We start from the raw sequence: 22,803 nt of genomic DNA, 5'->3' as shown, positions 1-22,803 counted from the left end.
TCGATAATTCGAATCATCGAAATAGTGGCAGGTCTACCTGGATTCGAACCAGGGGATGACGGGATCAAAACCCGTTGCCTTACCGCTTGGCGATAGACCTGCAGAATCTAATACATTTGGTGCGGAAGGAGGGACTTGAACCCTCACGTCCTAAGGACACTAACACCTGAAGCTAGCGCGTCTACCAATTCCGCCACCACCGCGTTAAATGTATCAAATTGTATATGGTGGCTACGACGGGATTTGAACCTGTGACCCCATCATTATGAGTGATGTGCTCTAACCAGCTGAGCTACGTAGCCATCTTTTCGAGCGAAAGACTATAATACAATCTCGCTCTGACTTCCAATGGTTTTTACAGTATTGAAAGTTAAGTAAAATGGCAGGTCTACATGGATTCGAACCATGGGATGACGGGATCAAAACCCGTTGCCTTACCGCTTGGCGATAGACCTGCAGTGATGATTTTCATCATCAAAATATGGTGCGGAAGAAGAGACTTGAACTCTTACACCTTGCGGCGCCAGAACCTAAATCTGGTGCGTCTACCAATTTCGCCACTTCCGCAAATTTTATTAACAACTCGATGCATTTGGTGCGGAAGGAGGGACTTGAACCCTCACGTCCTAAGGACACTAACACCTGAAGCTAGCGCGTCTACCAATTCCGCCACCACCGCGTGTTCAAAAGCATCAAATTGTAAAAATTTGGTGGCTACGACGGGATTCGAACCTGTGACCCCATCATTATGAGTGATGTGCTCTAACCAACTGAGCTACGTAGCCAAATTTTATGTTGTTTCTCTGTCGAGGCGTTGTGCCTTATCGCTGAGAACGGAGCGCATTATGCGGATATGGGTTAGGAGCGTCAACAGTTTTTTTGAATAAATTCTTTGAAACCAACCGTTCGAGTTTTTTTTAAACAAAGAGGCGTGTTTATGATCAAAAACCATTACCAAAACAACAAATTCATTACGCTTTGAGGATAAGAAAGATCATTTTTTAAATGCCCATAAACGCCAAAAGCCAACACTTTGGTTGGCTTTTGGTTTACAATGAAGCGAGTTTTAAACGTTGAAGCGGAAGTGGATCACATCGCCATCTTTAACGATATAGTCTTTACCTTCCAAACGCCATTTACCAGCATCTTTAGCACCTGACTCACCGTTAAATTGGATGTAGTCATTGTAGCCGATCACTTCTGCACGGATAAAACCACGTTCAAAGTCAGTGTGGATCTTCCCTGCCGCTTGTGGCGCAGTTGCACCGACAGGAATTGTCCATGCACGAACTTCTTTCACACCAGCAGTGAAGTAGGTTTGTAGGTTCAGAAGGTCATAACCAGAGCGGATCACGCGGTTAAGTCCTGGTTCTTCAATACCCAGATCGGCTAAGAACTCATCACGTTCTTCTTCTTCCAGTTCAGAAAGTTCAGCTTCAATGGCTGCACAAACTGCAACAACAGAGGCATTTTCTTGTGCGGCAAACTTAACAACGGCATCCAGATAAGGGTTGTTTTCGAAACCATCTTCATTCACGTTAGCAATGTACATGGTTGGTTTTAGCGTCAGCAGGTTTAAGTAACCGACAGCCAATAGTTCTTCTTTAGTTAGCTTAACAGAACGAGCTGATTGGCCTTCGCTTAATACTGGTTGCAGTTTTTCCAGTACAGTCAGCTCAAATTTCGCTTCTTTGTCGCCACCTTTAGCGCGTTTGCTTTGACGCAAAATCGCACGCTCACAGCTGTCTAGATCAGCCAGTGCCAGTTCAAGGTTGATGACTTCGATGTCTTCCAGCGGAGAGACTTTACCTGCAACGTGAACGATGTTTTCGTTTTCAAAGCAGCGAACAACGTGACCAATTGCGTCGGTTTCACGAATGTTAGCAAGGAATTTGTTACCTAGGCCTTCACCTTTTGAAGCGCCTGCAACCAGACCCGCGATGTCCACAAACTCCATGGTGGTTGGCAGAATGCGCTCTGGTTTTACGATCTCTGCTAATGCATCCAGACGAGGATCTGGAACAGGAACTACGCCCGTGTTTGGTTCAATTGTACAAAACGGGAAGTTGGCTGCTTCGATCCCCGCTTTGGTCAGCGCATTAAAAAGAGTTGATTTACCTACGTTTGGCAAACCGACGATGCCACATTTAAAACCCATGACTGTAACCTTATTCAGCTTTGAAAGTGTGTAAACGATTTTGTGCTTTAGTGAGGCCATCCTTCATGAGGATCTCAAGACAGCGAACGGATTCGTCCACTGCGGCATCAAGGCACTCTTGCTCTTTAGCAGGAGCTTTGCCTAGCACATAACCGGCTACTTTATCTTTATGTCCCGGATGGCCGATGCCAAGCCGTAGACGATAGAATTCTTTGTTGTTTCCTAACTTGCTAATGGTGTCTTTGAGTCCGTTATGTCCACCATGCCCACCGCCTTGTTTGAATTTGGCAACACCGGGAGGTAAGTCTAGCTCATCGTGTGCAACCATGATCTCTTCTGGCTTGATTTGGTAAAAATTGGCCAGTGCCGCAATGGCTTTGCCTGAGAGATTCATAAACGTAGTGGGGACTAACACCCGCAACTCTTGTCCATTAATCAGAAGGCGTCCCGTAAGGCCAAAAAATTTGGGCTCATTTTTTAGCGTGACATTATGAATGCGGGCTAATTCTTCGACAACCCAAGCACCAGCATTGTGGCGCGTTTTCGCATATTCCGGGCCTGGATTGGCCAGTCCGACAAGGAGTTTGATTGGTTGACTCAAGGCGAATATCTCTTCGGAAACTCAAAAGCGCGGTATGATAGCACACATCGAAGGCGAGGTGCGAGTCACGCAAAAAGGCAATAAAAAAGCGCCTCATCGAAGATGAAACGCTTTCGCATCATGGATTAACCGAACCTACATGACTCTAAGAGTGACTAGGTTCGGTTAAGCGTTGATTATTAGTTAAACATCGCAGAGATAGACTCTTCGTTGCTGATACGACGAATCGCTTCAGCCAGCATGGTAGACAGAGTAAGTTGTGTCACTTTACCTGTCGCCGCCATCTCTTTAGATAGGGTGATAGAGTCAGTTACAATCACTTGATCCAATACTGAGTTTTTGATGTTTTTCGCTGCATTGCCAGAGAACACGGCGTGAGTTGCGTAAGCGAATACGCGTTTCGCACCACGCTCTTTCAGAGCTTCAGCGGCTTTACACAGTGTGCCACCAGTGTCGATCATGTCATCGACAATCACACAGTCACGGCCTTCAACATCACCGATCAGGTTCATCACTTCAGATACGTTGGCACGTGGACGACGTTTGTCAACGATCGCGATATCAATATCACCTAGTGCTTTAGCGGTTGCACGAGCACGAACAACACCACCTAGGTCTGGAGATACCACAACTGGATCTTCCAGATTACGTGCTTTCATGTCTTCCAGCAGTACAGGTGTACCGAAAATGTTGTCTACTGGGACATCAAAGAAGCCTTGGATTTGTTCAGCGTGGAGGTCGATAGTCAGAACGCGGTCAACACCAACGTTAGAGAGGAAATCAGCAACAACTTTTGCAGTGATTGGCACACGAGCCGAACGCACACGGCGGTCTTGGCGGGCATAGCCGAAGTAAGGGATAACTGCCGTAATACGGCCTGCAGAAGCACGGCGCATTGCGTCAATCATTACCACCAGTTCCATCAGGTTGTCATTGGTTGGGGCACAGGTGGATTGAATGATAAATACATCGCTACCACGGACATTTTCGTTGATTTGTACTGCTACTTCACCATCAGAGAAACGAGAAACAGTAGCATCACCAAGAGAAATGTACAGGCGATCAGCAATACGTTGGGCTAGTTCGGGTATTGCGTTACCAGCAAATAGCTTCATATCAGGCACGGTGGAAACCTCAGGGTTGCGTCCAGTTTTTAGTAAGGTCGGATTTTGGCTGATTGGTAATCAGCCAACGTCTTTCTGAGCGGTGAAACATTGTGCCCTTGGGCAACAAACGCTAAGACGTTGTCAGATAAGTGAGCAAGGACTGCCTGTGCATCTTTCCTGCTCGAAAACTCAGCAAAAACGCAAGATCCCGTCCCGGTCAATCTTGACGGCGCATATTGTAGCAGCCAAGAAAGTTGCTTATCAACCTCGGGGTACAGAGATCGGACAATTTTTTCGCAATCGTTTTCGTAAGGAAGAGCAAGAAGGCTTGCTAGATCACGCTTCGGCGTATTTCTCACTAGGTCAGGATGAGTAAAAATATCTTTTGTCGCGATGCTGACCGCAGGGCGCACCACTAAATACCATTTTTCCTCAGGTTCTACCGCGGATAATTCTTCGCCGACACCTTCAGCAAAGGCTGCAAATCCACGAGTAAAAACAGGCACATCGGCGCCCAGTGCCAACCCAATTTCGGCCAGTTGATCATCCGTGAATTGGGTTTGCCATAGATAATTGAGTGCCACTAGGGTGGTGGCAGCATTGGATGACCCCCCACCAATTCCGCCACCCATGGGTAGAATTTTGTGCAGTTTGATCTCAGCACCCAATGATGGGGATTGGGCATGGCTTTTGAGCGCCATCGCTGCCTTGTAGATCAGGTTATCTTCTAACGCTACATCGGCCAAAGCTGGCGATAGGGTAATTTCACCGCTGGTATTGGCAGTAATGGTCAGCTCGTCACTGTAATCGAGAAACTGAAATAAGGTTTGTAGATCATGGTAACCGTTGGCTCGGCGACCTGTGATGTACAGAAACAGATTGAGTTTGGCCGGAGAGGGCCACACAGTCGTGCCATGGATCATGGGAGCAGTGTCCATTGTGAAATTACGAGTTGAATTGATGTTTTATTTTGCTGGAGTTTAAGTTTATCCGGCAATGGAATGACCTGATTTTGCCAATCGATGGCTTGATAGCGCTGATATTCCACTTGCCACTCCGAAGTCGAGGCTAACTTGGTTAAGTTCGCGAGGGTATTTTGTTCGTTGAGTTCATAGTGAGTGGCTTGAGTGGGCAAGCCTAAAATCCAGTCTTCCAATTGCTCAATCGGAATATCCAATCCGGTTAAATTGCGGATCAGGCTTTGAGCATCTTGGTCGCGGTAAATTTGATCATCGTAAGTATCAACTTGGGCACCTTGCTCGTCCACACGTAGGTTGAGAACGGTTTGGCCTAGGAAATTGCTTAAGCGAAGCGAGAGTTGCTGCGGGTTTTTTTGCCATTGAAAATTGAAGGATTGCCGCTGATCAGGAGCGATATAACCCAGTTTACCAGTGAGTTGATAAGCTTGGATTTGCTGTAAAACTAATTGATGAGATTGCCATTGAACATTCACAGGTTGTGGTGGTGTAGTAGCACAACCTGCCAAGAGAAACAGACTCGCCAATCCAGGTAGTAGGCGACGTACGAGAGAGTTCATAGTGCGTTTTTTATCCAAAGAGAGAACGAAAACGGACTCACTATATCATTGATCTCACGAACTCAGGAAAACAAATCCGGTCTGCCCTTTCAATCAAAGAGGGCATCAAGTAAAATTCGGCATCTAGTCCACCACCATATCTGAGAACCCTCTATAGATGTCTTTGCTTGCCATTGGAATCAATCACAATACGGCGTCGGTAGAATTGCGGGAAAAGGTAGCATTTGGTCCAGAGAAGCTTTCTTTGGCGCTGAATCAGCTTTCCACCAGTTCACACGTTAAAGGAGGCGTGATCCTCTCGACGTGTAACCGTACCGAAATTTACTGTGATGTGAGATCGTCGAGCAAAAATAAGGTCATCGAATGGCTATCTCAATTTCACCAAGTCAGCTTGGATGAATTAAAACCCAGCCTGTATGTCCATGAAGAGCAAGCGGCGATTCGTCATTTGATGCGCGTAGCTTGTGGTCTGGACTCGTTAGTGTTGGGTGAGCCACAGATATTAGGGCAGGTGAAGCAAGCGTACGCTCAAGCCAGAGAGAGCCATGCTGTTAATCCTGCGACCGAAAAATTGTTCCAAAAAACCTTTTCGGTGGCAAAGCGAGTGCGGACAGAAACTGAAATCGGTGGCAGCGCTGTTTCTGTGGCTTATGCAGCATGTACGTTAGCAAAACACATTTTTGAATCACTGGCCGAGGCAACTGTGCTCTTGGTTGGTGCGGGTGAAACCATCGAACTGGTGGCAAAACACTTGGCGGGGCATCACTGTAAGCGAATGATCGTCGCTAACCGTACGCGGGAGCGAGCTTTGAGCCTTGCACAGCAGTTTGGTGCAGAAGTTATCGCGTTAAATGAGATCCCAGATTATCTTGCGCAAGCGGATATTGTGATCAGTTCCACCGCTAGCCCATTGCCGATTATAGGTAAAGGTATGGTCGAAACCGCACTGAAAGCGCGCCGACACCAACCCATGTTGTTAGTGGATATCGCTGTACCGCGTGATATTGAGCCACAAGTGGGCAAGCTTAACGATGCTTATCTCTACTCGGTCGATGATTTGCAATCGATAGTTGATAGCAATATCGAGCAGCGCAAGGTTGAAGCCATTCAGGCAGAAGCGATTGTCAGTGAAGAAAGCGCCACTTTTATGAGTTGGATGCGTTCACTGCAAGCGGTGGATAGCATTCGTGATTATCGCAAGCAAGCCAATGAGACTCGTGAAGAGCTGCTGAGCAAAAGTCTGCAAGCTTTGGCGGCTGGTGGCGATCCCGAGAAGCTGCTTGTCGAGTTAAGCAACAAACTGACCAACAAACTAATTCACACCCCAACCCGAGCGCTGCAAACAGCGGCGGAACAAGGGGAACCGGCTAAATTGGCCGTGATCAGACAAAGTTTGGGTCTTGACGATCTGAACTAAATCTCAACTTAGAGTTTAAAGAAAACTATGAAAGCGTCGATTTTAAGCAAGCTTGAATCCCTTGTTGAGCGCTACGAAGAGGTGCAACACCTTCTCGGCGACCCAGCAGTTATTGGTGATCAAAATAAATTCCGTGCTCTGTCTAAAGAGTATTCGCAGTTGGAAGAGATCACTCAGTGTTTCCAAGCTTACCAGCAAGCGAAAGAAGATCTGGTTGCTGCCGAAGAGATGGCGCAGGAAGATGACGCTGAAATGCGTGAGATGGCGCAAGATGAAATCAAAGCGGCGAAAGCGGCGATTGAGCGTTTAACCGATGAGCTGCAAATCCTTCTGCTGCCAAAAGATCCGAATGATGATCGCAACTGTTTCTTGGAAATCCGTGCGGGTGCGGGTGGTGACGAAGCGGGTATTTTTGCTGGCGACTTGTTCCGCATGTACAGCCGTTTTGCGGAGAAAAAAGGCTGGCGCATCGAAGTGATGTCATCGAGTGAAGCGGAACACGGCGGCTATAAAGAGATGATCGCAAAAGTGAATGGTGACGGTGCTTACGGTACGCTGAAATTTGAATCAGGTGGTCACCGCGTGCAACGTGTTCCGGCTACGGAAGCGCAAGGGCGTATTCATACCTCTGCTTGTACTGTTGCGGTGATGCCAGAAATTCCAGAAGCGGAAATTCCGGAAATTAAAGCCAGCGATCTGAAAATTGACACCTTCCGTTCATCAGGCGCGGGTGGTCAGCACGTTAACACCACAGATTCAGCAATCCGTATCACCCACTTGCCAACGGGCATTGTTGTTGAGTGTCAGGATGAGCGTTCACAGCACAAGAACAAAGCGAAAGCGATGTCTGTGTTGGCAGCGCGTATTGCACAGGCTGAAGAGTCAAAACGTGCAGCTGAAATTTCGGATACTCGCCGTAACCTTCTGGGTTCGGGCGATCGTAGTGACCGTATTCGTACTTACAACTACCCGCAAGGTCGTGTGTCCGATCACCGCATCAACCTGACTGTGTACCGCCTGACGGAAGTGATGGAAGGCGACATGCAATCACTGATTGAACCGGTTATCCATGAGCATCAAGCGGATCAATTGGCGGCACTGGCGGATCAAAACTAATCCATGTCAGTCACCATTGAAGCGGCATTAAAAGCGGCAACCGAGCAACTGCAGCAAAGCGGCAGTGATTCGCCAGCATTAGATGCCGCTGTGTTACTTTGCTATGTACTGGCTAAGCCACGTTCCTATTTGCTGACTTGGCCAGATAAAACGCTTGAGGAGCCAGCTTTGGTTTCTCTAAACGCATTACTCGCTCGCCGCATGGCGGGTGAGCCGATTGCCTACATCATCGGTGAGCGTGAGTTTTGGTCGCTGCCGCTGAAAGTCTCTCCTTCCACTCTCATTCCGCGTCCGGATACCGAACGTTTGGTTGAGTTGGCGCTTGAGAAAGCGGCGTTGATTGAAGGTGAACTCCTTGATCTTGGTACCGGAACAGGGGCGATTGCGTTGGCTTTGGCTTCGGAGTTACCACTGCGTCCTGTTACAGGGATTGATTTACGCCCTGAAGCCGCGGAATTGGCGCAGGAAAATGCTACCCGCTTGAGTATTCTCAATACGCAATTTTTGCAGGGGAGTTGGTTCAGTCCGCTGGCTGGCGGTACGAAGTTTGCTTTGATCGTCTCCAACCCACCTTATATTGAGGAAAATGATCCTCATTTGAATCAGGGTGATGTTCGTTTCGAGCCGAAAAGTGCACTGGTTGCTGAAGAAAACGGCTTGGCGGATATTCGCTACATCAGTACGCATGCTCCTCACTTTTTACTTGAAGGGGGCTGGTTGCTGTTTGAGCATGGCTACGATCAGGGTGAAGCGGTGCGTACGATTTTGCGTGATTTAGGCTACCAAAGCGTGACGACCGAACAAGATTATGCCGGTAATGACCGGGTTACATTGGGACAATATCAAACGGAAAGAGAATCATAATGTACGAAGGCTTAAAACATTTTCACCTTTTCACCATCGGCGTGAGCGCGATGATGCTGTCAATTCGCTATGTGCTGATGATGATTAACTCTGCACATTTAGAGCGCAAATTTTTCAAAATTTTCCCGCATGTGAATGACACTTTGTTACTGCTTTCCGGTGTTGGTTTAATTTTTATCACTGGTTTCATCCCTTTTACGGCCGCTGCGCCGTGGATGACAGAAAAATTCACCTGTGTGTTGGCTTACATCGCTTTAGGCTTTTTTACTCTGAAGTTAGGCCGCAACAAACTGCTGCGTAGCTTTGCGTTTTTTGGCGCATTAGGCTGGCTCGCGATGGCTGGAAAAATTGCGGTAACTAAAGCGCCGATTCTGTTTGGTTAATCTTAGGAGCAACCATGCTGAATTTGTGTGATGAAGATTTTGATGCGATGGAGTTGGTGGAGGGGGCGCTTGCGCTCAATAAAGCCATCAATCCAGATACGCAGATAGAATGGGCTCACATTGAGTTGGCACGTCTGCTCGAAGAGGCGGAACTGGCACTGGTGCATGAGCACCATGACAAAGCACGTTTCGATGCTTTTTTACGCCTGTTTTACCAAGAGTGGGGCTTTAGCGGTGATCGTGAAGCATATTTTGATTCACGTAATGCCTTCATGGATCAAGTTTTAGAGCGACGCAAAGGCATTCCGGTCAGTCTGGGATCTTTACTGCTTTATTTTGGTCGTAAGTTGGGCTTTCCGCTTAATGGCATTAGTTTCCCCACTCAATTTCTGCTTTCGCTTAATTGGCCGGATGAAACACCGATTTATCTCAACCCATTCAATGGTGAGATTGTTTCTCTGCACACTTTGCAGGCTTGGTTGGTCGGCCATAAAGGGCCGCTTGCCAAGCTAAAACCCCAACATTTACAGTGGTGGATAATCCAACCATTATTGGCCGCTGGTTGGCACTGCTCAAAAGTGCCTTGCTGCGTGAAGAACGTTATACTCTGGCGCTAAGATGTACGGATTTGGCGCTAACGTTTGTGCCTGATGATCCCTATGAAATACGCGATCGTGGCTTTATCTATCAGCAGTTAGAGTGTCACCAAATTGCCATTTCGGACTATCAATATTTTATTGATCAATGTCCGAACGATCCGGCGGCTGAATTGTTAAAAACGCAAGTCAATGCGCTCAGTCACGATACTCAAGTGACTCTGCATTAACCCAACAAGAGAGATTAAGATGGAACACAAAATTGTCCATGTAGGTGATATTCCGGTAGCAAACGATAAGCCGTTTACCCTGTTTGCGGGTATGAACGTGTTAGAGTCGCGTGATCTAGCGATGCAAATTTGCGAGCACTACGTGAAAGTAACCGAGAAGCTTGGCATTCCTTATGTGTTCAAAGCTTCTTTTGATAAAGCTAACCGTAGCTCTGTTCACTCTTATCGTGGTCCTGGTTTGGAAGAAGGCATGAAGATCTTCCAAGAGCTGAAACAGACTTTCGGGGTGAAAATCATTACTGACGTTCATACGGCTGAACAAGCGCAGCCAGTAGCGGATGTGGTTGATGTGATTCAATTGCCAGCATTTTTGGCACGCCAAACCGATTTGGTTGAAGCGATGGCGAAAACCGGCGCTGTGATCAACGTGAAAAAACCGCAATTCATGAGTCCAGGTCAAGTTGGCAACATCGTTGAGAAGTTTGCTGAGTGTGGCAATGATAAAGTGATTCTGTGTGAGCGCGGCTCTTGCCACGGTTATGACAACTTAGTGGTTGATATGCTTGGTTTTGGCGTGATGAAGCAAGCGTCTAACGGCAGCCCAATTATCTTTGATGTGACTCACTCACTACAAATGCGTGATCCTTCTGGTGCGGCATCTGGCGGCCGTCGTCAACAAACCGTTGAATTGGCGAAAGCTGGCTTGGCAACCGGTATTGCGGGTCTGTTTATTGAGGCGCACCCAAATCCAGAGAAAGCTAAGTGTGATGGTCCATCAGCACTGCCACTGGATAAACTAGAGCCATTCCTAGCGCAGATGAAAGCGCTGGATGACCTGATCAAAAGCTTTGCGCAGATCGATATCCAATAAGATTCGAGCTCAAATCGACAAAGATTCTAAAAGCCACCTTCGGGTGGCTTTTTCATCACTATTTTTTAGCGTGTGCTCATTGCTTAGCGCCCGGTAATAAAGGGTTTATGTAGATTAAACGCTTGCGCGCACAAAATCGGGGAAAATGGCCTTTCATCAGTGAAACGTTTGCCTGTGATCCGAGCTTGCTATCTTCTTAACTCTTTCTACGGATTACATTTTATTGGGCGGTTTTAGGTGATCCATCCTACATAAATATGAAATCAAGCTGTCTCATCAATTCTGTTACTTTAAACTAAGTCAAGTTTTACCCGCGCATCAAGCTGTGCGCAGTGGAAAGCGTATGCGCCATGCGAGCGCTCTAAACGACACTTCAAGCAGTGGTTTTCATCAGTTCAAAGGTATGACAATGAAACAAGGCCTCATTCTAAAATCCGTACTTAGTGCAGCAATCATTGCCTCTCTGGCGGGTTGTGCAACCCAACCTACTAACCAGTGGGAAGCAGACAAAACTTATAAGCTGACAATTCTGCACACCAATGACCATCACGGCCGTTTCTGGCAAAACCAGTATGGCGAATATGGTATGGCAGCGCGTAAAACATTGATTGACCAATTGCGTGCTGACATTGAAGCACAAGGTGGCAGTGTACTTCTGCTGTCTGGCGGTGACATCAATACTGGTGTTCCAGAATCTGACCTGCAAGATGCTGAGCCTGATTTTAAAGGCATGAGCAAAATTGGTTACGATGCAATGGCGCTTGGTAACCACGAGTTTGATAATCCGCTCGAAGTGCTGTTTAAGCAAAAAGAGTGGGCGAACTTCCCAATGTTGTCTGCCAACATCTACGATAAAGCCACAGGCAAGCGTCTGTTTGCGCCTTACCACATCTTTGAAAAGCAAGGCATCAAAATTGCGGTTATCGGTTTAACTACCGAAGATACTGCAAAGATTGGTAACCCTGAATACATCGGCGGCATCGATTTCCGTGATCCAAAAGAAGAAGCGAAGAAAGTCATTGCTGAACTGAAGAAAAATGAGAAGCCAGACTTATTCATCGCGGTGACTCATATGGGTCACTACCAAAACGGTGAACACGGTGTTAACGCTCCGGGCGATGTTGCTCTTGCACGTTACTTACCAGAAGGCGAGCTGGACATGATTGTGGGTGGTCACTCACAAGAGCCAGTCTGTATGGAAGGCCCGAATCTGGTTAAGAAAAACTTTAAGCCAGGTGATGAATGTAAGCCTGACATGCAAAACGGTACTTACATCGTTCAAGCTTACGAGTGGGGTAAATACGTTGGCCGTGCGGATTATGAATTCCGTAACGGTGAGCTGAACATGGTGAGCTATGACCTGATCCCAGTAAACCTGAAGAAGAAGGTTGAAGTGAACGGTGAAAGTCAGCGTGTGTTCGCAACTTCTGAAATTAAAGAAGATGCAGCAATGCTCGATTTCCTGCGCCCTTACCAAGAGAAAGGCCAAGAGCAACTCAACATTAAGATTGCGCAAAGTAACGGTAAGCTGGAAGGTGATCGTAACGTAGTGCGTTTCGAGCAAACCAACCTAGGCCGTATGATCGCAATGGCACACATGCAACGTGCTAAAGCTGATTTCGCGGTGATGAACTCAGGCGGTGTGCGTGATTCTATCCAAGCGGGTGACATCACTTATAAAGATGTTCTGAAAGTTCAGCCGTTTGGCAACATTCTGACTTATGTTGATATGACTGGTCAGGAAGTACTGGATTATCTGAATGTTGTGGCAACTAAGCCTGTTGATTCTGGTGCGTATGCTCAGTTTGCTGGTATTGCTATGACGGTTGCGGACGGCAAAGTGTCAAACGTCATGATTGGTGGCAAGCAGCTACGTTTGGATGCAACTTATCGCTTCACTGTTCCAAGCTTCAACGCAGCTGGTGGTGACGGCTATCCAAAGATCTCTGAACACCCAGGCTACGTAAACACAGGTTTTGTGGATGCAGAAGTATTGAAAGACTTCCTAGAAGCTAACAGCCCAATCGATGTGAACCGTTTCGCTCCTGCGGGTGAAATTGTTTATCGTTAATAAGGTTTGACTCAGCGAGTCGAATTGCGTTTACTGACAGGCGGTGTGATTGCACCGCCTTTTTTATTTCTCCATATAACGATGGAGCTTAAGCTTAAACCTGCCTAGAAAGCAGTGTGAGTGTATGAGGACACGCGATTCATGACTCCCGCAATCAATCTTGCAAAGAAAAACAAAATTACCCATACCATTCATCAGTATGAACATGATCCTAACCATGCCAGCTATGGCTTAGAAGCGGCGCAGGCGCTTGGTCAAGATCCGAAGCGAGTGTTCAAAACTTTACTATTTTGCATGAATGGGGAAGAGAAGAATCTCGCGGTAGCGATTATTCCTGTGGATCTAAAGCTGAATCTGAAACTGGCGGCCAAAGCGGCAAAAGCCAAAAAAGCAGAAATGGCGAAACCAGACATTGCTGAAAAAACCACAGGTTATGTCGTGGGGGGGATCAGCCCTTTAGGTCAGAAGAAAGCATTGCCGACCTTTATTCACCAAAGTGCGGAAACACAAGCAACGGTCTGTGTGAGCGCGGGGAAACGTGGTTTGGAGATTGAGCTTTCACCGCAAGACTTAGCGCGCTTAACTCGTGGACAATTTGCTGATTTGTGCCAAGAGGATGCTTAACGCATAAAAAAACGGCCTCGTTAAGAGGCCATTTTTTACAATAGCGAAATTAATGACGCGCTTCTTCTTCCATTTGCGCATTATCAACCACATGGTTTTCACCCAAATCTTTAGGCAAAACGAGGTTTAGGACAATCGCTACAATACCGCACAAGCTCACGCCTTGTAGCTGAAATCACCCACACCAAACGCCATACCACCAATACCAAATACCAGAGTAACAGCCACAATCACTAAGTTGCGAGATTTGTGCAGATCAACCTGATTTTTGATCAGAGTATTCAAGCCCACAGTAGCAATTGAACCAAACAGCAGGATCATAATACCGCCCATGACTGGGACTGGGATAGTTTGCAGCAGAGCGCCTAGTTTGCCGACCAAAGCCAGAACGATGGCAGTGATTGCTGCCCAAGTCATGATTGCCGGGTTAAAGGCACGAGTCAGCATTACCGCACCAGTGACTTCACTGTAAGTTGTGTTCGGCGGCGCGCCCAGCATGGTAGCGGCTATTGTTGCCACCCCGTCACCTGTGATGGTGCGGTGTAAGCCCGGTTTTTTCAGGTAATCTTTGTTGGTCACATTCGAAATTGCCAGCATATCACCCACGTGTTCAACCGCTGGAGCAATCGCTACTGGGATCATAAACAGGATGGCGTTGATATTAAATTCAGGGAAAGTGAAGTTTGGCAACGCAAGCCAAGCGGCTTGTTCAACAGCAGCAAAACTTACAACACCCATCGAGAGTGACAGGACATAGCCGCTGACGATACCAGCCAAAATTGGCACGAGTTTGAAAAAGCCTTTCGCGAAGACACTGAAAACCACAGTCACCAAAAGTGAAATGCAAGAAATCCATAGTGCGGCTTGTGGGTCCACAAGCTGTACTGAGCCGTCACCAGTTTTGCCTAGCGCCATGTTCACTGCCGCAGGAGCTAGCCCCAAACCAATCACCATGATCACTGGGCCAACAACAACCGGTGGCAGGAGTTTATGAATGATCTCCACGCCACGCAGTTTAATCACTGCGCCCATAATAATGTACACCGCACCAGCAGCCATCAAACCACCCATAGTGGCTGGAATTCCCCAAGTTTGAATACCAAACATGATAGGAGCAATGAAAGCAAAAGAAGAGGCGAGGAAAATGGGGACAGAGCGGCGGGTTATCAATTGGAAAAGCAGAGTTCCTAAACCGGCACCGAAGAGTGCTACGTTTGGATCCAGTCCAGTCAACAGCGGGACTAGAACCAACGCGCCGAATGCAACAAACAGCATTTGCGCGCCTTGGATGGCATTTTTCATCGTTTTTTCCCTGATGCAAAATAAAAATTCGCGGGATTCTATCACTTCTGCAATCGATTGCGAGCTGAATGAGATCAAAAAATGACAGGATTATTAGTGCCCCATAAAAACGACGTGGATCTCGTCGCACAAATTCTGACAAACTCCTGTAAGCTCGTAGCCTTGCTGAACTAGGGATAGTTGCTTATCATCGACATTCAGTAAACAGAATGTAGGTATGGTATGCGCTATTTAGCTGTGTTAATGATGGGACTACTGACGTTTCCCGCATTCGCCCTCACCCGAGTCAACTTATATCAGACAGAAGTTGCGATAGATCCTCAACAAAGCAACGCTGATGCTGCCGCCCGTGTGCGCGGTATGGAAGAGGTGATTGTGCGCGCTACTGGCAGCCAAGATTCCCTCAAAAATGATGCGGTGCAAAAAGCGCTGCGCCAAAATAACCAATACATCACTCAGATCAGCACCCAGCAACAAGGCATGCAGCCTGTCATGCGTTTGCAATTTAGTGCGCCGCATATTCGCTCATTGCTGACTCAAGCTCAATTGCCTTTTTGGCCAGAAAACCGCAGTAACTTATTAGTGTGGCTGGTGGAAGAAGCAAACTATGATCGTAGTATCACGTGGGAACACGCGGATACGGCACTGCTAAATCAACTGAAAAACCGAGCTCGTTCTCGTGGCCTGCCGATCACGGTTCCCGTTGGGGATTTTGATGATGTGACTGGTGTGCAAGTGTCTGACTTGTGGGGCGGTTTCGTTAATCCAATCAGTGCTGCTAGCCAACGTTATCCAACCGATGCCGTGTTAGTGGTTCGTGCTCAAGGTTCAGACCTGCGTTGGAGTTTATTCGATCAATCAGCAGGTGCGATGTTGCAACAACCTAAAGCCCCGATTTCTGGCCAAGCTTCTGGTGAGCAAGCGGCTAACGAGATGATTGATGAAATCAGTGATTACTATGCGCGCAAAAGTGCAGTCGTGGTCAGCAGTGAATCATCACAATCGATCCTAGCGCAATTTAGCCCGCTTGATAGCGCACAAGATTTCTTTGTCGTTGAGAACAAATTGAAGCGTTTAAGCTCAGTGGCGTCGCTGGATATTCTGAAAATTCAGGGTACTCAAGTGACTTTCAAGGTTCATCTTCTGGCAAGTGCGGATGAATTTGCTAATGAAGTGGTGAGAATGGGGCAGGCTACATTGCTCGATATGCCACCGGAACAAGTTGTACCTGAAGAAACTTCTGAAACATCAGGAAGTGAAGGCAGCGAAATAAACGAAACAGAAGTTGCGCCACAACCTCAACCAGTTCAGCCTGCGACTCTCTACTTTTCTTGGCAAGGTTAAGCCTTGAGTTGAGAAGGTATCACGAATAAAAATAGCGCCCGTTGAGGCGCTATTTTTTATCTTTGCTTGTCGAGTACACAATTGATTTCTGGCTTCGAAGAGCAATTGGCACCTGATAAGCAAAAAGATCATGGGTGGTCAAAACGTGCTTTTTCCTGCTTCTCAACTTCAGAAAGCTTGGTCAGTTTTAATCCTAACTCCTTGCCACGTAAGCGAGCATAGAGTGTGTTACCGATAAACGCCGCAAAGGTGAGTAGTAGTTCAATCAATGCCAGCCAACGTTCACCACCATCTACATATAACAACGTCAAAGCATGCAAGAAATACAGCATCAACACAAAATTAGCCCAAGCATGGGTATAAGGTTTGCCTTTGATGATGCCGTACAGTGGCAGCAGCAGTGGGATAACCCAACCGATTGCAAGTGCATTGGCATTGAGGTGTGGATGAGGCGATAGCTTAAGCTGCCATAATACAATCCAAACCAACAAAGCAATGTTGGCGAAGAGAGCAAGCCAGCGATAAAACGCGGTGCGAGGCTGCATCGCGATGGAGGATGTGGTCATACGGATTCCTTTAACTGTTTGGCCACGTTGGCGAGGCGCTTTCCTAACTGGCGAGCCAGTTCTGCCTCTTCCGAAGAGAGCATTTTTTGTTGGTGAACATGGCTTGCGCCATAAGGTGTTCCACCGGATTGCGTTGTGTGCAGTGCTGGCTCTGAGTAGGGAATACCGAGAATCAACATGCCGTGATGCAGCAAAGGCAGCATCATAGTTTGCTGAGTGGTTTCTTGCCCACCATGCAGCGTTGATGATGAAGTAAATACGCAAGCCGGTTTATCAATCAGTGCACCACTGAGCCATAGCGGGGTCGTTTGATCCCAAAAATGTTTTAACGGTGCGGCCATGTTGCCAAACCAAACAGGGCTACCAAATGCCAATCCATCACACTGCTTTAATTCTTCCAAGCTGAGGTAGGGATCACTTGCGCCTTCGCTACCATCAATTTCGGCAACTGTACGCAGTAAGGCTTGGCATCCCGCAACGGATTCAATGCCACGAGCAATCTGACGAGCTAACGCTTGAGTGCTACCGTGACGACTGTAATAAAGTACAACAATGGAAATCATAGAATTTCAAGTACTTGCTCAGGTGGGCGACCATGACGCGCTTGACCATTAGAAACCACGATAGGGCGTTCAATGAGTTTGGGGTGCTCAGCCATGGCTGCGAAAAGATCATCATCACTGAGTTGGCTATCACCCAAATTCAGCTCTTTATACAGGTCGTCTTTGCTGCGCATCATAGCGCGCACATCCGACAGCCCCAGCTGTTGATAAAGGAGTTTGAGTTCTTCAACCGAAGGTGACTCTTCTAAATACTTGATGACTTGAGGAGCGATCCCTTGGCTTTCTAGGAGCGCTAAGGTTTCACGGCTTTTTGAGCATTTTGGATTATGGTAGATAACGACTGACATAGATTCTCCTTAATCAGATTTTATTATTGGAGGGATAAAAAGCGTTCGCGTTGAACCATCAACTGATCAATTCGCGCATCGTAACGTGCCTGAGCTAAGCTTCCTAGCTCAACTAATTGGCTGGCTTGAGTGTAAAACTGAATAGCTTTATTCCAGTTGGCTTGCAGCGCCATGATTTCTCCGCGCGCCGCGAGATCTTCTGCGCTATTACCTAAACGACTGTTGGATTCAGCCAGCAGCTGCCAACCGTTAATGTCATTCGGATTGTCATGGGTATAGCGTTGTAAAACGCGGATTGCATCAGCGAACTTATCTTGTTTGAGCAGTACGTTGGCGTGGTTGATGGTTAACACGGAATTATTCGGTGTTTGTTTTAACGCATTTTCCAGCAAGCGTTGCGCTTTAGCTGCTTGCTTGGTTTCTACATACAAGTCACTGATGGCATCCAGATAAAAATGGTTGTCTGGTTGCTCTTTCACTAATTGAGTAAGTAGTGGTTCAGCTTTATCAAACTGCTTCAGGTCGAGATAGACCAGAGCTTTGCCATATTGAATAGAAGGCAGCAGCGTTGCATCGATTTTTTTCTCGGTGCGCGCAAACCAATCTAATGCCGCATCCGCATCAATTCCTGCATAGCGGGCGATGATTCGAGCGCGAGCCAAATGATAATCCAAGTGCGGTGCGAGCTTGAGTGGCGGATACTGCCTTGCTCGCTCACGGCTATCGGTAATGCGGTCTTCCGGTAATGGGTGAGTCAGCAGCATAGGGGGCGGCTTGCTTGCGTAACGATATTCATCGGCTAAACGACCAAAAAACAGTGGCATCGCGTTCGCATCAAATCCGGCTTTGGCGAGAGTGGTGATACCAAAGCGATCCGCTTCTTTTTCATTGCTACGTGTGTAGTTGATTTGGCCTTGAATGCTGCCTGCCATGGTCGCGTTAATTGCAGCAATACCTGCTTCGGGGGCGGCAATCGCTAGTAACAGTGAACCTGCAAGTGCGGCAATCGTCGCGGGTGAGCGGCGTGCTTGCTCTTCCATGCTGCGTGCTAAATGACGTTGAGTCACATGGGCAATTTCATGCGCCATGACCGAAGCTAATTCACTTTCGCTTTGAGCGTGCAGAAACAGCCCTGAATGCAGTGCGACATAACCGCCAAAGAAGGCAAAAGCGTTGATATTACGGTCGCGGATCAAAAAGAAAGTAAAAGGCGTTTTGACATCATTAGCATTGGCCACCAAGCGATGACCTAAATTATCGATGTACTCATTGAGTACAGGATCGTTAATTACCGGTTGGTTATTACGCAGCATGCGCATGTAGGCATCGCCGTAAATTAGCTCTTGATCTATGGTCAAGGTTGAACCCGCTACCGTGCCGATATCTGGCAATTCGATGGTTTCAGTTTGTGCAACGGCTGGGAGACATTGAGCTGCAATGCATAAGCACAACAGGGTACGTGTCGGGAAGAATTTCATAATGGCTGCGAATACTCCGAGTTTATCTGCCAGTAAGACATAACCGATTCCAATTGGTTTCTCAATCCGGCCATGCTGTAGTGAATTTCCTGTCAAAATCCGCCACCTGCTTACGCACAATAGGTGTAACCCTGACTGAAAGCCGATACAATGTGCCACCTATATTAAGGATTAAGCGGCAGAATGGAACCGATTATTCTCGATTTGCGTGAGCAACGTTGCCCGATGGCTTTGTTGCTAGCTAAGCGGGCGACAGCGTCACTGTCTCCCGGTGAGTCGCTGACCATTTTGATTGCCGATCCCGCCTCACAACGTGACATTGAAAAGTATATGGCTCTGCAGCTACTTGATTGTCAGCGTACTCAAAAACACGATCATTGTTCGCTCATGGTTAGTAAGGAGACTTCGTCTAATGTTTGAAATGGTCAGTCGGTGGTATAAGCGACGCTTCTCCGATCCGCACGCAGCTAGTTTGGTCGCCATTTTACTGTTTGGTTTTATCACCATCTATTTCTTTGGGCACTTGATTGCACCTTTGCTGGTAGCGATTGTATTGGCTTATTTGCTCGAGTGGCCTGTTACTCAACTGCGCCGTTTACGAATTCCTCGTACTGTCGCGGTGGTCATTGTGATTACTGTGTTTACGGGCTTGATGATATTGGCGGTATTTGGTTTGGTACCAACGATTTGGAAGCAGGTGGGGAACTTAATCAATGATGTACCGAACATGTACAGCGGTACTCAACAGTTCATTACTTCTTTGCCTGAGCGTTACCCCGAGCTTGCGCATTTAGAAATCGTCGAATCGGTGATCAGTAACGCGAAAAACAAAGTATTAGGAATGGGGGAAACCGTGGTGAAAGGCTCGCTGGCTTCGCTGGTGAGTTTAGCAACCTTAGGTGTATATCTAATCTTGGTGCCATTGCTGGTATTTTTCTTGTTGAAAGATAAACAAGAAATGCTGCGAATGGCGAGCGGTGTTTTGCCTCGTAACCGTAAACTTGCGACAAAAGTGTGGGAAGAGATGAACCAACAAATCTCCAACTACATTCGTGGCAAAGTGTTGGAAATCATCATCGTAGGCACGGTGAGTTATATCACCTTCGCTATTTTAGATTTACGTTATTCGGTACTTCTGGCTGTCGCTGTTGGGCTTTCAGTGTTGATCCCCTATGTTGGGGCGGCTGCGGTAACCGTACCCGTGGCGATTGTGGCACTTTTCCAATGGGGGCTGACGCCACAGTTTTATACTTTGCTGATTGCTTACGGCATCATTCAAGCTCTGGATGGTAACGTGCTGGTGCCAATCCTATTTTCTGAAGCGGTTAACTTGCATCCGGTTGCAATTATTATTGCGGTGTTGGTTTTCGGCGGGCTATGGGGATTTTGGGGCGTGTTCTTTGCTATTCCGTTGGCAACGTTGGTTAAAGCGGTATGGAAAGCCTTGCCTAGCTTAGAAGATGAGCCTGAAGCGAGTATTTAAACCATCCCTACGGTTAACCTTTATTCTTATTTAAGCCTCACATCTGTGAGGCTTTTTTAACTTTGCGTTACTCATCTAATTGTAAATAAAAGCTAAAGGTTATACTCCTCATGGACGATATAGTTAATGTGTCGCATATTTCGCCGCAATAAAGAGTGCGGTATACATCGGAGTTGGTATGAAATTTAGTCATAAAATTGTGGCAGCGTCCTCTTTGCTGCTGTTGGTTGTTATTTCTCTGCTCTCCTTTCAGCAACAGACGACAGTTCGCAGCCAAGTTGAGTCCTTCGTCAATACCAGCTTAAAAGAGATGGTGGCAGGGGTAAAAAATACCATTGAAGCGGATTTGAGCAGTAAGAAAGCACTCGCTCAAACCACCACTGAGGTATTAGCTCTTGATCCCGATAATCGTGAATACGTTCGCCAAGTTTTAGAAACCCCGAAACTGAAACAAAGCTATATTGCTGTGGGTGTGGGTTACGAGAATGATGGTGCTGTTGTTGAAAACGATGATACTTGGGAAGTTGAAGCGGATTACGATCCACGCACGCGCCCATGGTACATAGATGCCAAACAACAAAGAAAGCTGGTCGTCACCGAACCTTATGTTGATGCCACAACCAAAAACACCATTATTTCAATTGGTACACCGCTTGTGGCTCAAAGCAAATTTGAAGGTGCAATCTTCTTTGATGTGGAGTTAACGGCGTTAGCGGACTTAGTGAACTCAATTAATCTGTTTGATGCGGGCTATCTGTTTATTGTGACTGAAGATGGCACCACCATCGCTCACCCGAAATCAGATCTGAATGGTGAGCCGCTCAATCGTTATTTACCGGGCGTTAAAATTCAGCAAGGAACTCAATCCATCGAGCACGATGGCAAAACCTACATTGTTAACTTCACGCTTGTACCAGAAGAAAAATGGTACATCGGTGCAGTGATTGATGAATCGATCGCTTTTGCTACGCTGGCTGAACTGCGTAATAGCTCCATCGTTTATACCTTAATTGGTGTCCTACTCAGTGTGATAGGGCTTGGTTTACTCATCAGAATGTTGATGAAGCCACTTGGGGTACTAAACCGTGCTATTCAGGATGTGGCTTCAGGCCAAGGTGACTTAACCAAACGTCTTGATACCAATACGGATAAAGAATTTGCGGAACTGGCTAGTGGATTTAACACCTTTACCCAGACTTTGCAGGGGCAGATTCAGCAACTCAAGGCAATTGGTTCTGAAATCATGCATGGTACAGAACAAACGGTGATGGGTGCTCAAGAATCGGCTCGAGCAGTGACTCAACAGTTACAAGAGCTAGAGCAACTTGCAACGGCGATGCATGAAATGGCGGTAACGGCGACAGAAGTGGCCAACAATGCTCAAGGTGCTGCCGCGGCAGCCCATGAAGCGGGTGAAGCTTCAATGGATGGCAGCAAGGTCGTGAGTGATACCACTCGCTCGATTGATGCGCTTTCAGCACGTATCGAACAAGCCGTTGAAGAGGTGAAAGGGCTGGAAATCGCGACAGGCAACATCGAAACCATCTTAAAAGTGATCAACGATATTGCTGACCAAACTAACCTATTGGCACTGAATGCTGCGATTGAAGCTGCACGTGCAGGAGAGTCTGGTCGAGGCTTTGCTGTAGTTGCTGATGAAGTTCGTACTTTGGCGCAACGTACTCAGCAATCCACTACAGAAATCCGAAGCATGATTGAACAGCTACAATCTGGTGCGAATGCGGTTTCGGTGGCGATGAAAGAGAGCCAACACACGGCGGATGAAGCAGTCGTCAAAGCCAAGCTGGCAGATGAATCATTGCAGCGTATCCGTGGTGCGATTCAGCGGATCAGCGATATGAACATGCAAATTGCTTCTGCTGCTGAAGAGCAGAGCTTGGTGGCGGAAGAGATCAACTCCAATACGGTGAAGATTAAAGATCTGTCGACGCAAGTGGCAGATGCTGCGGCAGGGGCAAGCATCGCGATGGAAGTGCAAACGGAGAACGTTCGTGAGCAAGACAGTTTGCTGAATAAGTTTATTGTCTAATCGTTATGTACCAAAGAAAAAGGCCAGTCATCGACTGGCCTTTTTCTTTAATCTATATCGCGTAGGCATGAAAGCCTTATGTAAAGGGCACTACTC

20 protein-coding genes, 7 tRNA genes and 2 pseudogenes are annotated in these 22,803 nt (G+C 47.1%); 12 read left to right on the top strand and 17 right to left on the bottom strand.

Annotation, left to right across the window (positions count from 1 at the left end; all coding sequences use genetic code 11):
* Positions 1–25: 25 nt before the first annotated feature.
* The 12 genes from D908_RS02030 to lolB form a co-directional block, all read right to left on the bottom strand.
* A tRNA-Gln gene (locus D908_RS02030) sits at positions 26–100 on the bottom strand.
* 17 nt (positions 101–117) lie between these two features.
* A tRNA-Leu gene (locus D908_RS02035) sits at positions 118–203 on the bottom strand.
* A 22-nt stretch (positions 204–225) separates the two neighbouring features.
* Positions 226–302: transfer RNA gene (locus D908_RS02040), tRNA-Met, on the bottom strand.
* A gap of 78 nt (positions 303–380) precedes the next feature.
* Positions 381–455 (bottom strand) — tRNA-Gln (locus D908_RS02045).
* A 27-nt stretch (positions 456–482) separates the two neighbouring features.
* Positions 483–567 (bottom strand) — tRNA-Leu (locus D908_RS02050).
* A 26-nt stretch (positions 568–593) separates the two neighbouring features.
* A tRNA-Leu gene (locus D908_RS02055) sits at positions 594–679 on the bottom strand.
* Between the two features lie 29 nt (positions 680–708).
* Positions 709–785: transfer RNA gene (locus D908_RS02060), tRNA-Met, on the bottom strand.
* Between the two features lie 281 nt (positions 786–1,066).
* On the bottom strand, positions 1,067–2,158 hold the full coding sequence (ychF, locus tag D908_RS02065) for a redox-regulated ATPase YchF (RefSeq protein WP_005527147.1): 1,092 nt from the start codon (positions 2,156–2,158) through the stop codon (positions 1,067–1,069).
* Positions 2,159–2,168: 10 nt separating this feature from the next.
* Positions 2,169–2,759, bottom strand: a complete 591-nt coding sequence (gene pth, locus D908_RS02070) for an aminoacyl-tRNA hydrolase (RefSeq protein ID WP_000081939.1) — start codon at positions 2,757–2,759, stop codon at positions 2,169–2,171.
* Positions 2,760–2,938: 179 nt separating this feature from the next.
* Positions 2,939–3,883 carry a ribose-phosphate pyrophosphokinase gene (locus D908_RS02075; RefSeq protein WP_001113135.1) on the bottom strand — a complete coding sequence of 315 codons (945 nt, stop codon included), beginning with the start codon at positions 3,881–3,883 and terminating at the stop codon, positions 2,939–2,941.
* A 29-nt stretch (positions 3,884–3,912) separates the two neighbouring features.
* Positions 3,913–4,788 (bottom strand): 4-(cytidine 5'-diphospho)-2-C-methyl-D-erythritol kinase, encoded by an 876-nt coding sequence (gene ispE / locus D908_RS02080; protein WP_032467743.1) that lies wholly within the window; start codon positions 4,786–4,788, stop codon positions 3,913–3,915.
* On the bottom strand, positions 4,785–5,402 hold the full coding sequence (lolB, locus tag D908_RS02085; RefSeq protein WP_005527144.1) for a lipoprotein insertase outer membrane protein LolB: 618 nt from the start codon (positions 5,400–5,402) through the stop codon (positions 4,785–4,787). Before lolB ends, ispE begins: the two co-directional genes overlap by 4 nt.
* Before the next feature lie 157 nt (positions 5,403–5,559).
* Between lolB and hemA the strand changes: the two genes are divergently transcribed.
* The 8 genes and pseudogenes from hemA to ybaK all read left to right on the top strand — a co-directional run bounded on the left by hemA (position 5,560) and on the right by ybaK (position 13,574).
* Positions 5,560–6,819 carry a glutamyl-tRNA reductase gene (gene hemA, locus D908_RS02090; RefSeq protein WP_000054224.1) on the top strand — a complete coding sequence of 420 codons (1,260 nt, stop codon included), beginning with the start codon at positions 5,560–5,562 and terminating at the stop codon, positions 6,817–6,819.
* Positions 6,820–6,846: 27 nt separating this feature from the next.
* Entirely contained in the window at positions 6,847–7,935 is a 1,089-nt protein-coding gene (gene prfA / locus D908_RS02095; protein ID WP_000647696.1) for a peptide chain release factor 1, read from the top strand.
* Positions 7,936–7,938: 3 nt separating this feature from the next.
* Complete coding sequence (gene prmC, locus D908_RS02100; RefSeq protein ID WP_005527143.1) at positions 7,939–8,799, top strand: peptide chain release factor N(5)-glutamine methyltransferase; 861 nt, start codon at positions 7,939–7,941, stop codon at positions 8,797–8,799.
* Positions 8,799–9,182, top strand: a complete 384-nt coding sequence (locus D908_RS02105) for a SirB2 family protein (RefSeq protein ID WP_000272894.1) — start codon at positions 8,799–8,801, stop codon at positions 9,180–9,182. Before prmC ends, D908_RS02105 begins: the two co-directional genes overlap by 1 nt.
* A gap of 14 nt (positions 9,183–9,196) precedes the next feature.
* Positions 9,197–10,008 (top strand): annotated as a pseudogene (locus D908_RS0119965) (SirB1 family protein).
* A gap of 19 nt (positions 10,009–10,027) precedes the next feature.
* A complete protein-coding gene (gene kdsA / locus D908_RS02110) occupies positions 10,028–10,879 on the top strand; it encodes a 3-deoxy-8-phosphooctulonate synthase (protein ID WP_000400338.1) in 852 nt (283 codons plus the stop codon).
* 409 nt (positions 10,880–11,288) lie between these two features.
* A complete protein-coding gene (gene ushA, locus D908_RS02115; RefSeq protein ID WP_005527142.1) occupies positions 11,289–12,950 on the top strand; it encodes a bifunctional UDP-sugar hydrolase/5'-nucleotidase UshA in 1,662 nt (553 codons plus the stop codon).
* A 141-nt stretch (positions 12,951–13,091) separates the two neighbouring features.
* Positions 13,092–13,574, top strand: coding sequence for a Cys-tRNA(Pro) deacylase (ybaK, locus tag D908_RS02120; RefSeq protein ID WP_000186562.1), 483 nt, complete (start codon positions 13,092–13,094; stop codon positions 13,572–13,574).
* Positions 13,575–13,623: 49 nt separating this feature from the next.
* Here ybaK and D908_RS02125 read toward each other — a convergent pair.
* Positions 13,624–14,876, bottom strand: a pseudogene (locus tag D908_RS02125) (uracil-xanthine permease family protein).
* Positions 14,877–15,098: 222 nt separating this feature from the next.
* Here D908_RS02125 and D908_RS02130 point away from each other — a divergent pair.
* Complete coding sequence (locus D908_RS02130; RefSeq protein ID WP_005527139.1) at positions 15,099–16,220, top strand: DUF2066 domain-containing protein; 1,122 nt, start codon at positions 15,099–15,101, stop codon at positions 16,218–16,220.
* Between the two features lie 128 nt (positions 16,221–16,348).
* On the opposite strand, the gene D908_RS02135 is transcribed toward D908_RS02130, so the two are convergent.
* From D908_RS02135 to bepA, 4 genes are read right to left on the bottom strand one after another with little or no spacing between them, the layout of a single operon-like run.
* A complete protein-coding gene (locus D908_RS02135) occupies positions 16,349–16,765 on the bottom strand; it encodes a DUF2069 domain-containing protein (protein ID WP_032467746.1) in 417 nt (138 codons plus the stop codon).
* A 17-nt stretch (positions 16,766–16,782) separates the two neighbouring features.
* A complete protein-coding gene (wrbA, locus tag D908_RS02140; protein ID WP_000623688.1) occupies positions 16,783–17,349 on the bottom strand; it encodes an NAD(P)H:quinone oxidoreductase in 567 nt (188 codons plus the stop codon).
* The gene (gene arsC / locus D908_RS02145; RefSeq protein ID WP_005527138.1) at positions 17,346–17,696 is read right to left on the bottom strand and encodes an arsenate reductase (glutaredoxin); all 351 of its coding nucleotides are present in this window, start codon (positions 17,694–17,696) and stop codon (positions 17,346–17,348) included. Before arsC ends, wrbA begins: the two co-directional genes overlap by 4 nt.
* 23 nt (positions 17,697–17,719) lie before the next feature.
* Positions 17,720–19,174 carry a beta-barrel assembly-enhancing protease gene (gene bepA / locus D908_RS02150; protein ID WP_032467744.1) on the bottom strand — a complete coding sequence of 485 codons (1,455 nt, stop codon included), beginning with the start codon at positions 19,172–19,174 and terminating at the stop codon, positions 17,720–17,722.
* A gap of 183 nt (positions 19,175–19,357) precedes the next feature.
* Here bepA and D908_RS02155 point away from each other — a divergent pair, with 183 nt between their 5' ends.
* The 3 genes from D908_RS02155 to D908_RS02165 all read left to right on the top strand — a co-directional run bounded on the left by D908_RS02155 (position 19,358) and on the right by D908_RS02165 (position 22,707).
* Complete coding sequence (locus tag D908_RS02155; protein WP_000433301.1) at positions 19,358–19,594, top strand: sulfurtransferase TusA family protein; 237 nt, start codon at positions 19,358–19,360, stop codon at positions 19,592–19,594.
* A complete protein-coding gene (locus D908_RS02160) occupies positions 19,587–20,657 on the top strand; it encodes an AI-2E family transporter (protein WP_000462618.1) in 1,071 nt (356 codons plus the stop codon). Before D908_RS02155 ends, D908_RS02160 begins: the two co-directional genes overlap by 8 nt.
* 178 nt (positions 20,658–20,835) lie before the next feature.
* A complete protein-coding gene (locus D908_RS02165) occupies positions 20,836–22,707 on the top strand; it encodes a methyl-accepting chemotaxis protein (RefSeq protein WP_005527136.1) in 1,872 nt (623 codons plus the stop codon).
* The last annotated feature ends 96 nt before the right edge of the window (positions 22,708–22,803 follow it).

It is taken from the genome of Vibrio mimicus CAIM 602 (assembly GCF_000338875.1).
Taxonomy (GTDB): domain Bacteria; phylum Pseudomonadota; class Gammaproteobacteria; order Enterobacterales; family Vibrionaceae; genus Vibrio; species Vibrio mimicus.
Note: the sequence above shows the minus strand (reverse complement) of the source record. Positions and strands in the feature narration are given on the sequence as shown.

What these genes read in the sequence shown, in the direction of transcription:
- prfA (WP_000647696.1), top strand. Translation starts at nt 6,847, where the DNA reads ATGAAAGCGTCGATTTTAAGCAAGCTTGAATCCCTTGTTGAGCGCTAC.
- wrbA (WP_000623688.1), bottom strand. Translation starts at nt 17,349, where the DNA reads ATGATTTCCATTGTTGTACTTTATTACAGTCGTCACGGTAGCACTCAA.
- hemA (WP_000054224.1), top strand. Translation starts at nt 5,560, where the DNA reads ATGTCTTTGCTTGCCATTGGAATCAATCACAATACGGCGTCGGTAGAA.
- ushA (WP_005527142.1), top strand. Translation starts at nt 11,289, where the DNA reads ATGAAACAAGGCCTCATTCTAAAATCCGTACTTAGTGCAGCAATCATT.
- bepA (WP_032467744.1), bottom strand. Translation starts at nt 19,174, where the DNA reads ATGAAATTCTTCCCGACACGTACCCTGTTGTGCTTATGCATTGCAGCT.
- D908_RS02160 (WP_000462618.1), top strand. Translation starts at nt 19,587, where the DNA reads ATGTTTGAAATGGTCAGTCGGTGGTATAAGCGACGCTTCTCCGATCCG.
- D908_RS02165 (WP_005527136.1), top strand. Translation starts at nt 20,836, where the DNA reads ATGAAATTTAGTCATAAAATTGTGGCAGCGTCCTCTTTGCTGCTGTTG.
- D908_RS02130 (WP_005527139.1), top strand. Translation starts at nt 15,099, where the DNA reads ATGCGCTATTTAGCTGTGTTAATGATGGGACTACTGACGTTTCCCGCA.
- D908_RS02135 (WP_032467746.1), bottom strand. Translation starts at nt 16,765, where the DNA reads ATGCAGCCTCGCACCGCGTTTTATCGCTGGCTTGCTCTCTTCGCCAAC.
- prmC (WP_005527143.1), top strand. Translation starts at nt 7,939, where the DNA reads ATGTCAGTCACCATTGAAGCGGCATTAAAAGCGGCAACCGAGCAACTG.
- D908_RS02105 (WP_000272894.1), top strand. Translation starts at nt 8,799, where the DNA reads ATGTACGAAGGCTTAAAACATTTTCACCTTTTCACCATCGGCGTGAGC.
- ychF (WP_005527147.1), bottom strand. Translation starts at nt 2,158, where the DNA reads ATGGGTTTTAAATGTGGCATCGTCGGTTTGCCAAACGTAGGTAAATCA.
- arsC (WP_005527138.1), bottom strand. Translation starts at nt 17,696, where the DNA reads ATGTCAGTCGTTATCTACCATAATCCAAAATGCTCAAAAAGCCGTGAA.
- lolB (WP_005527144.1), bottom strand. Translation starts at nt 5,402, where the DNA reads ATGAACTCTCTCGTACGTCGCCTACTACCTGGATTGGCGAGTCTGTTT.
- ybaK (WP_000186562.1), top strand. Translation starts at nt 13,092, where the DNA reads ATGACTCCCGCAATCAATCTTGCAAAGAAAAACAAAATTACCCATACC.
- ispE (WP_032467743.1), bottom strand. Translation starts at nt 4,788, where the DNA reads ATGATCCATGGCACGACTGTGTGGCCCTCTCCGGCCAAACTCAATCTG.
- kdsA (WP_000400338.1), top strand. Translation starts at nt 10,028, where the DNA reads ATGGAACACAAAATTGTCCATGTAGGTGATATTCCGGTAGCAAACGAT.
- D908_RS02155 (WP_000433301.1), top strand. Translation starts at nt 19,358, where the DNA reads ATGGAACCGATTATTCTCGATTTGCGTGAGCAACGTTGCCCGATGGCT.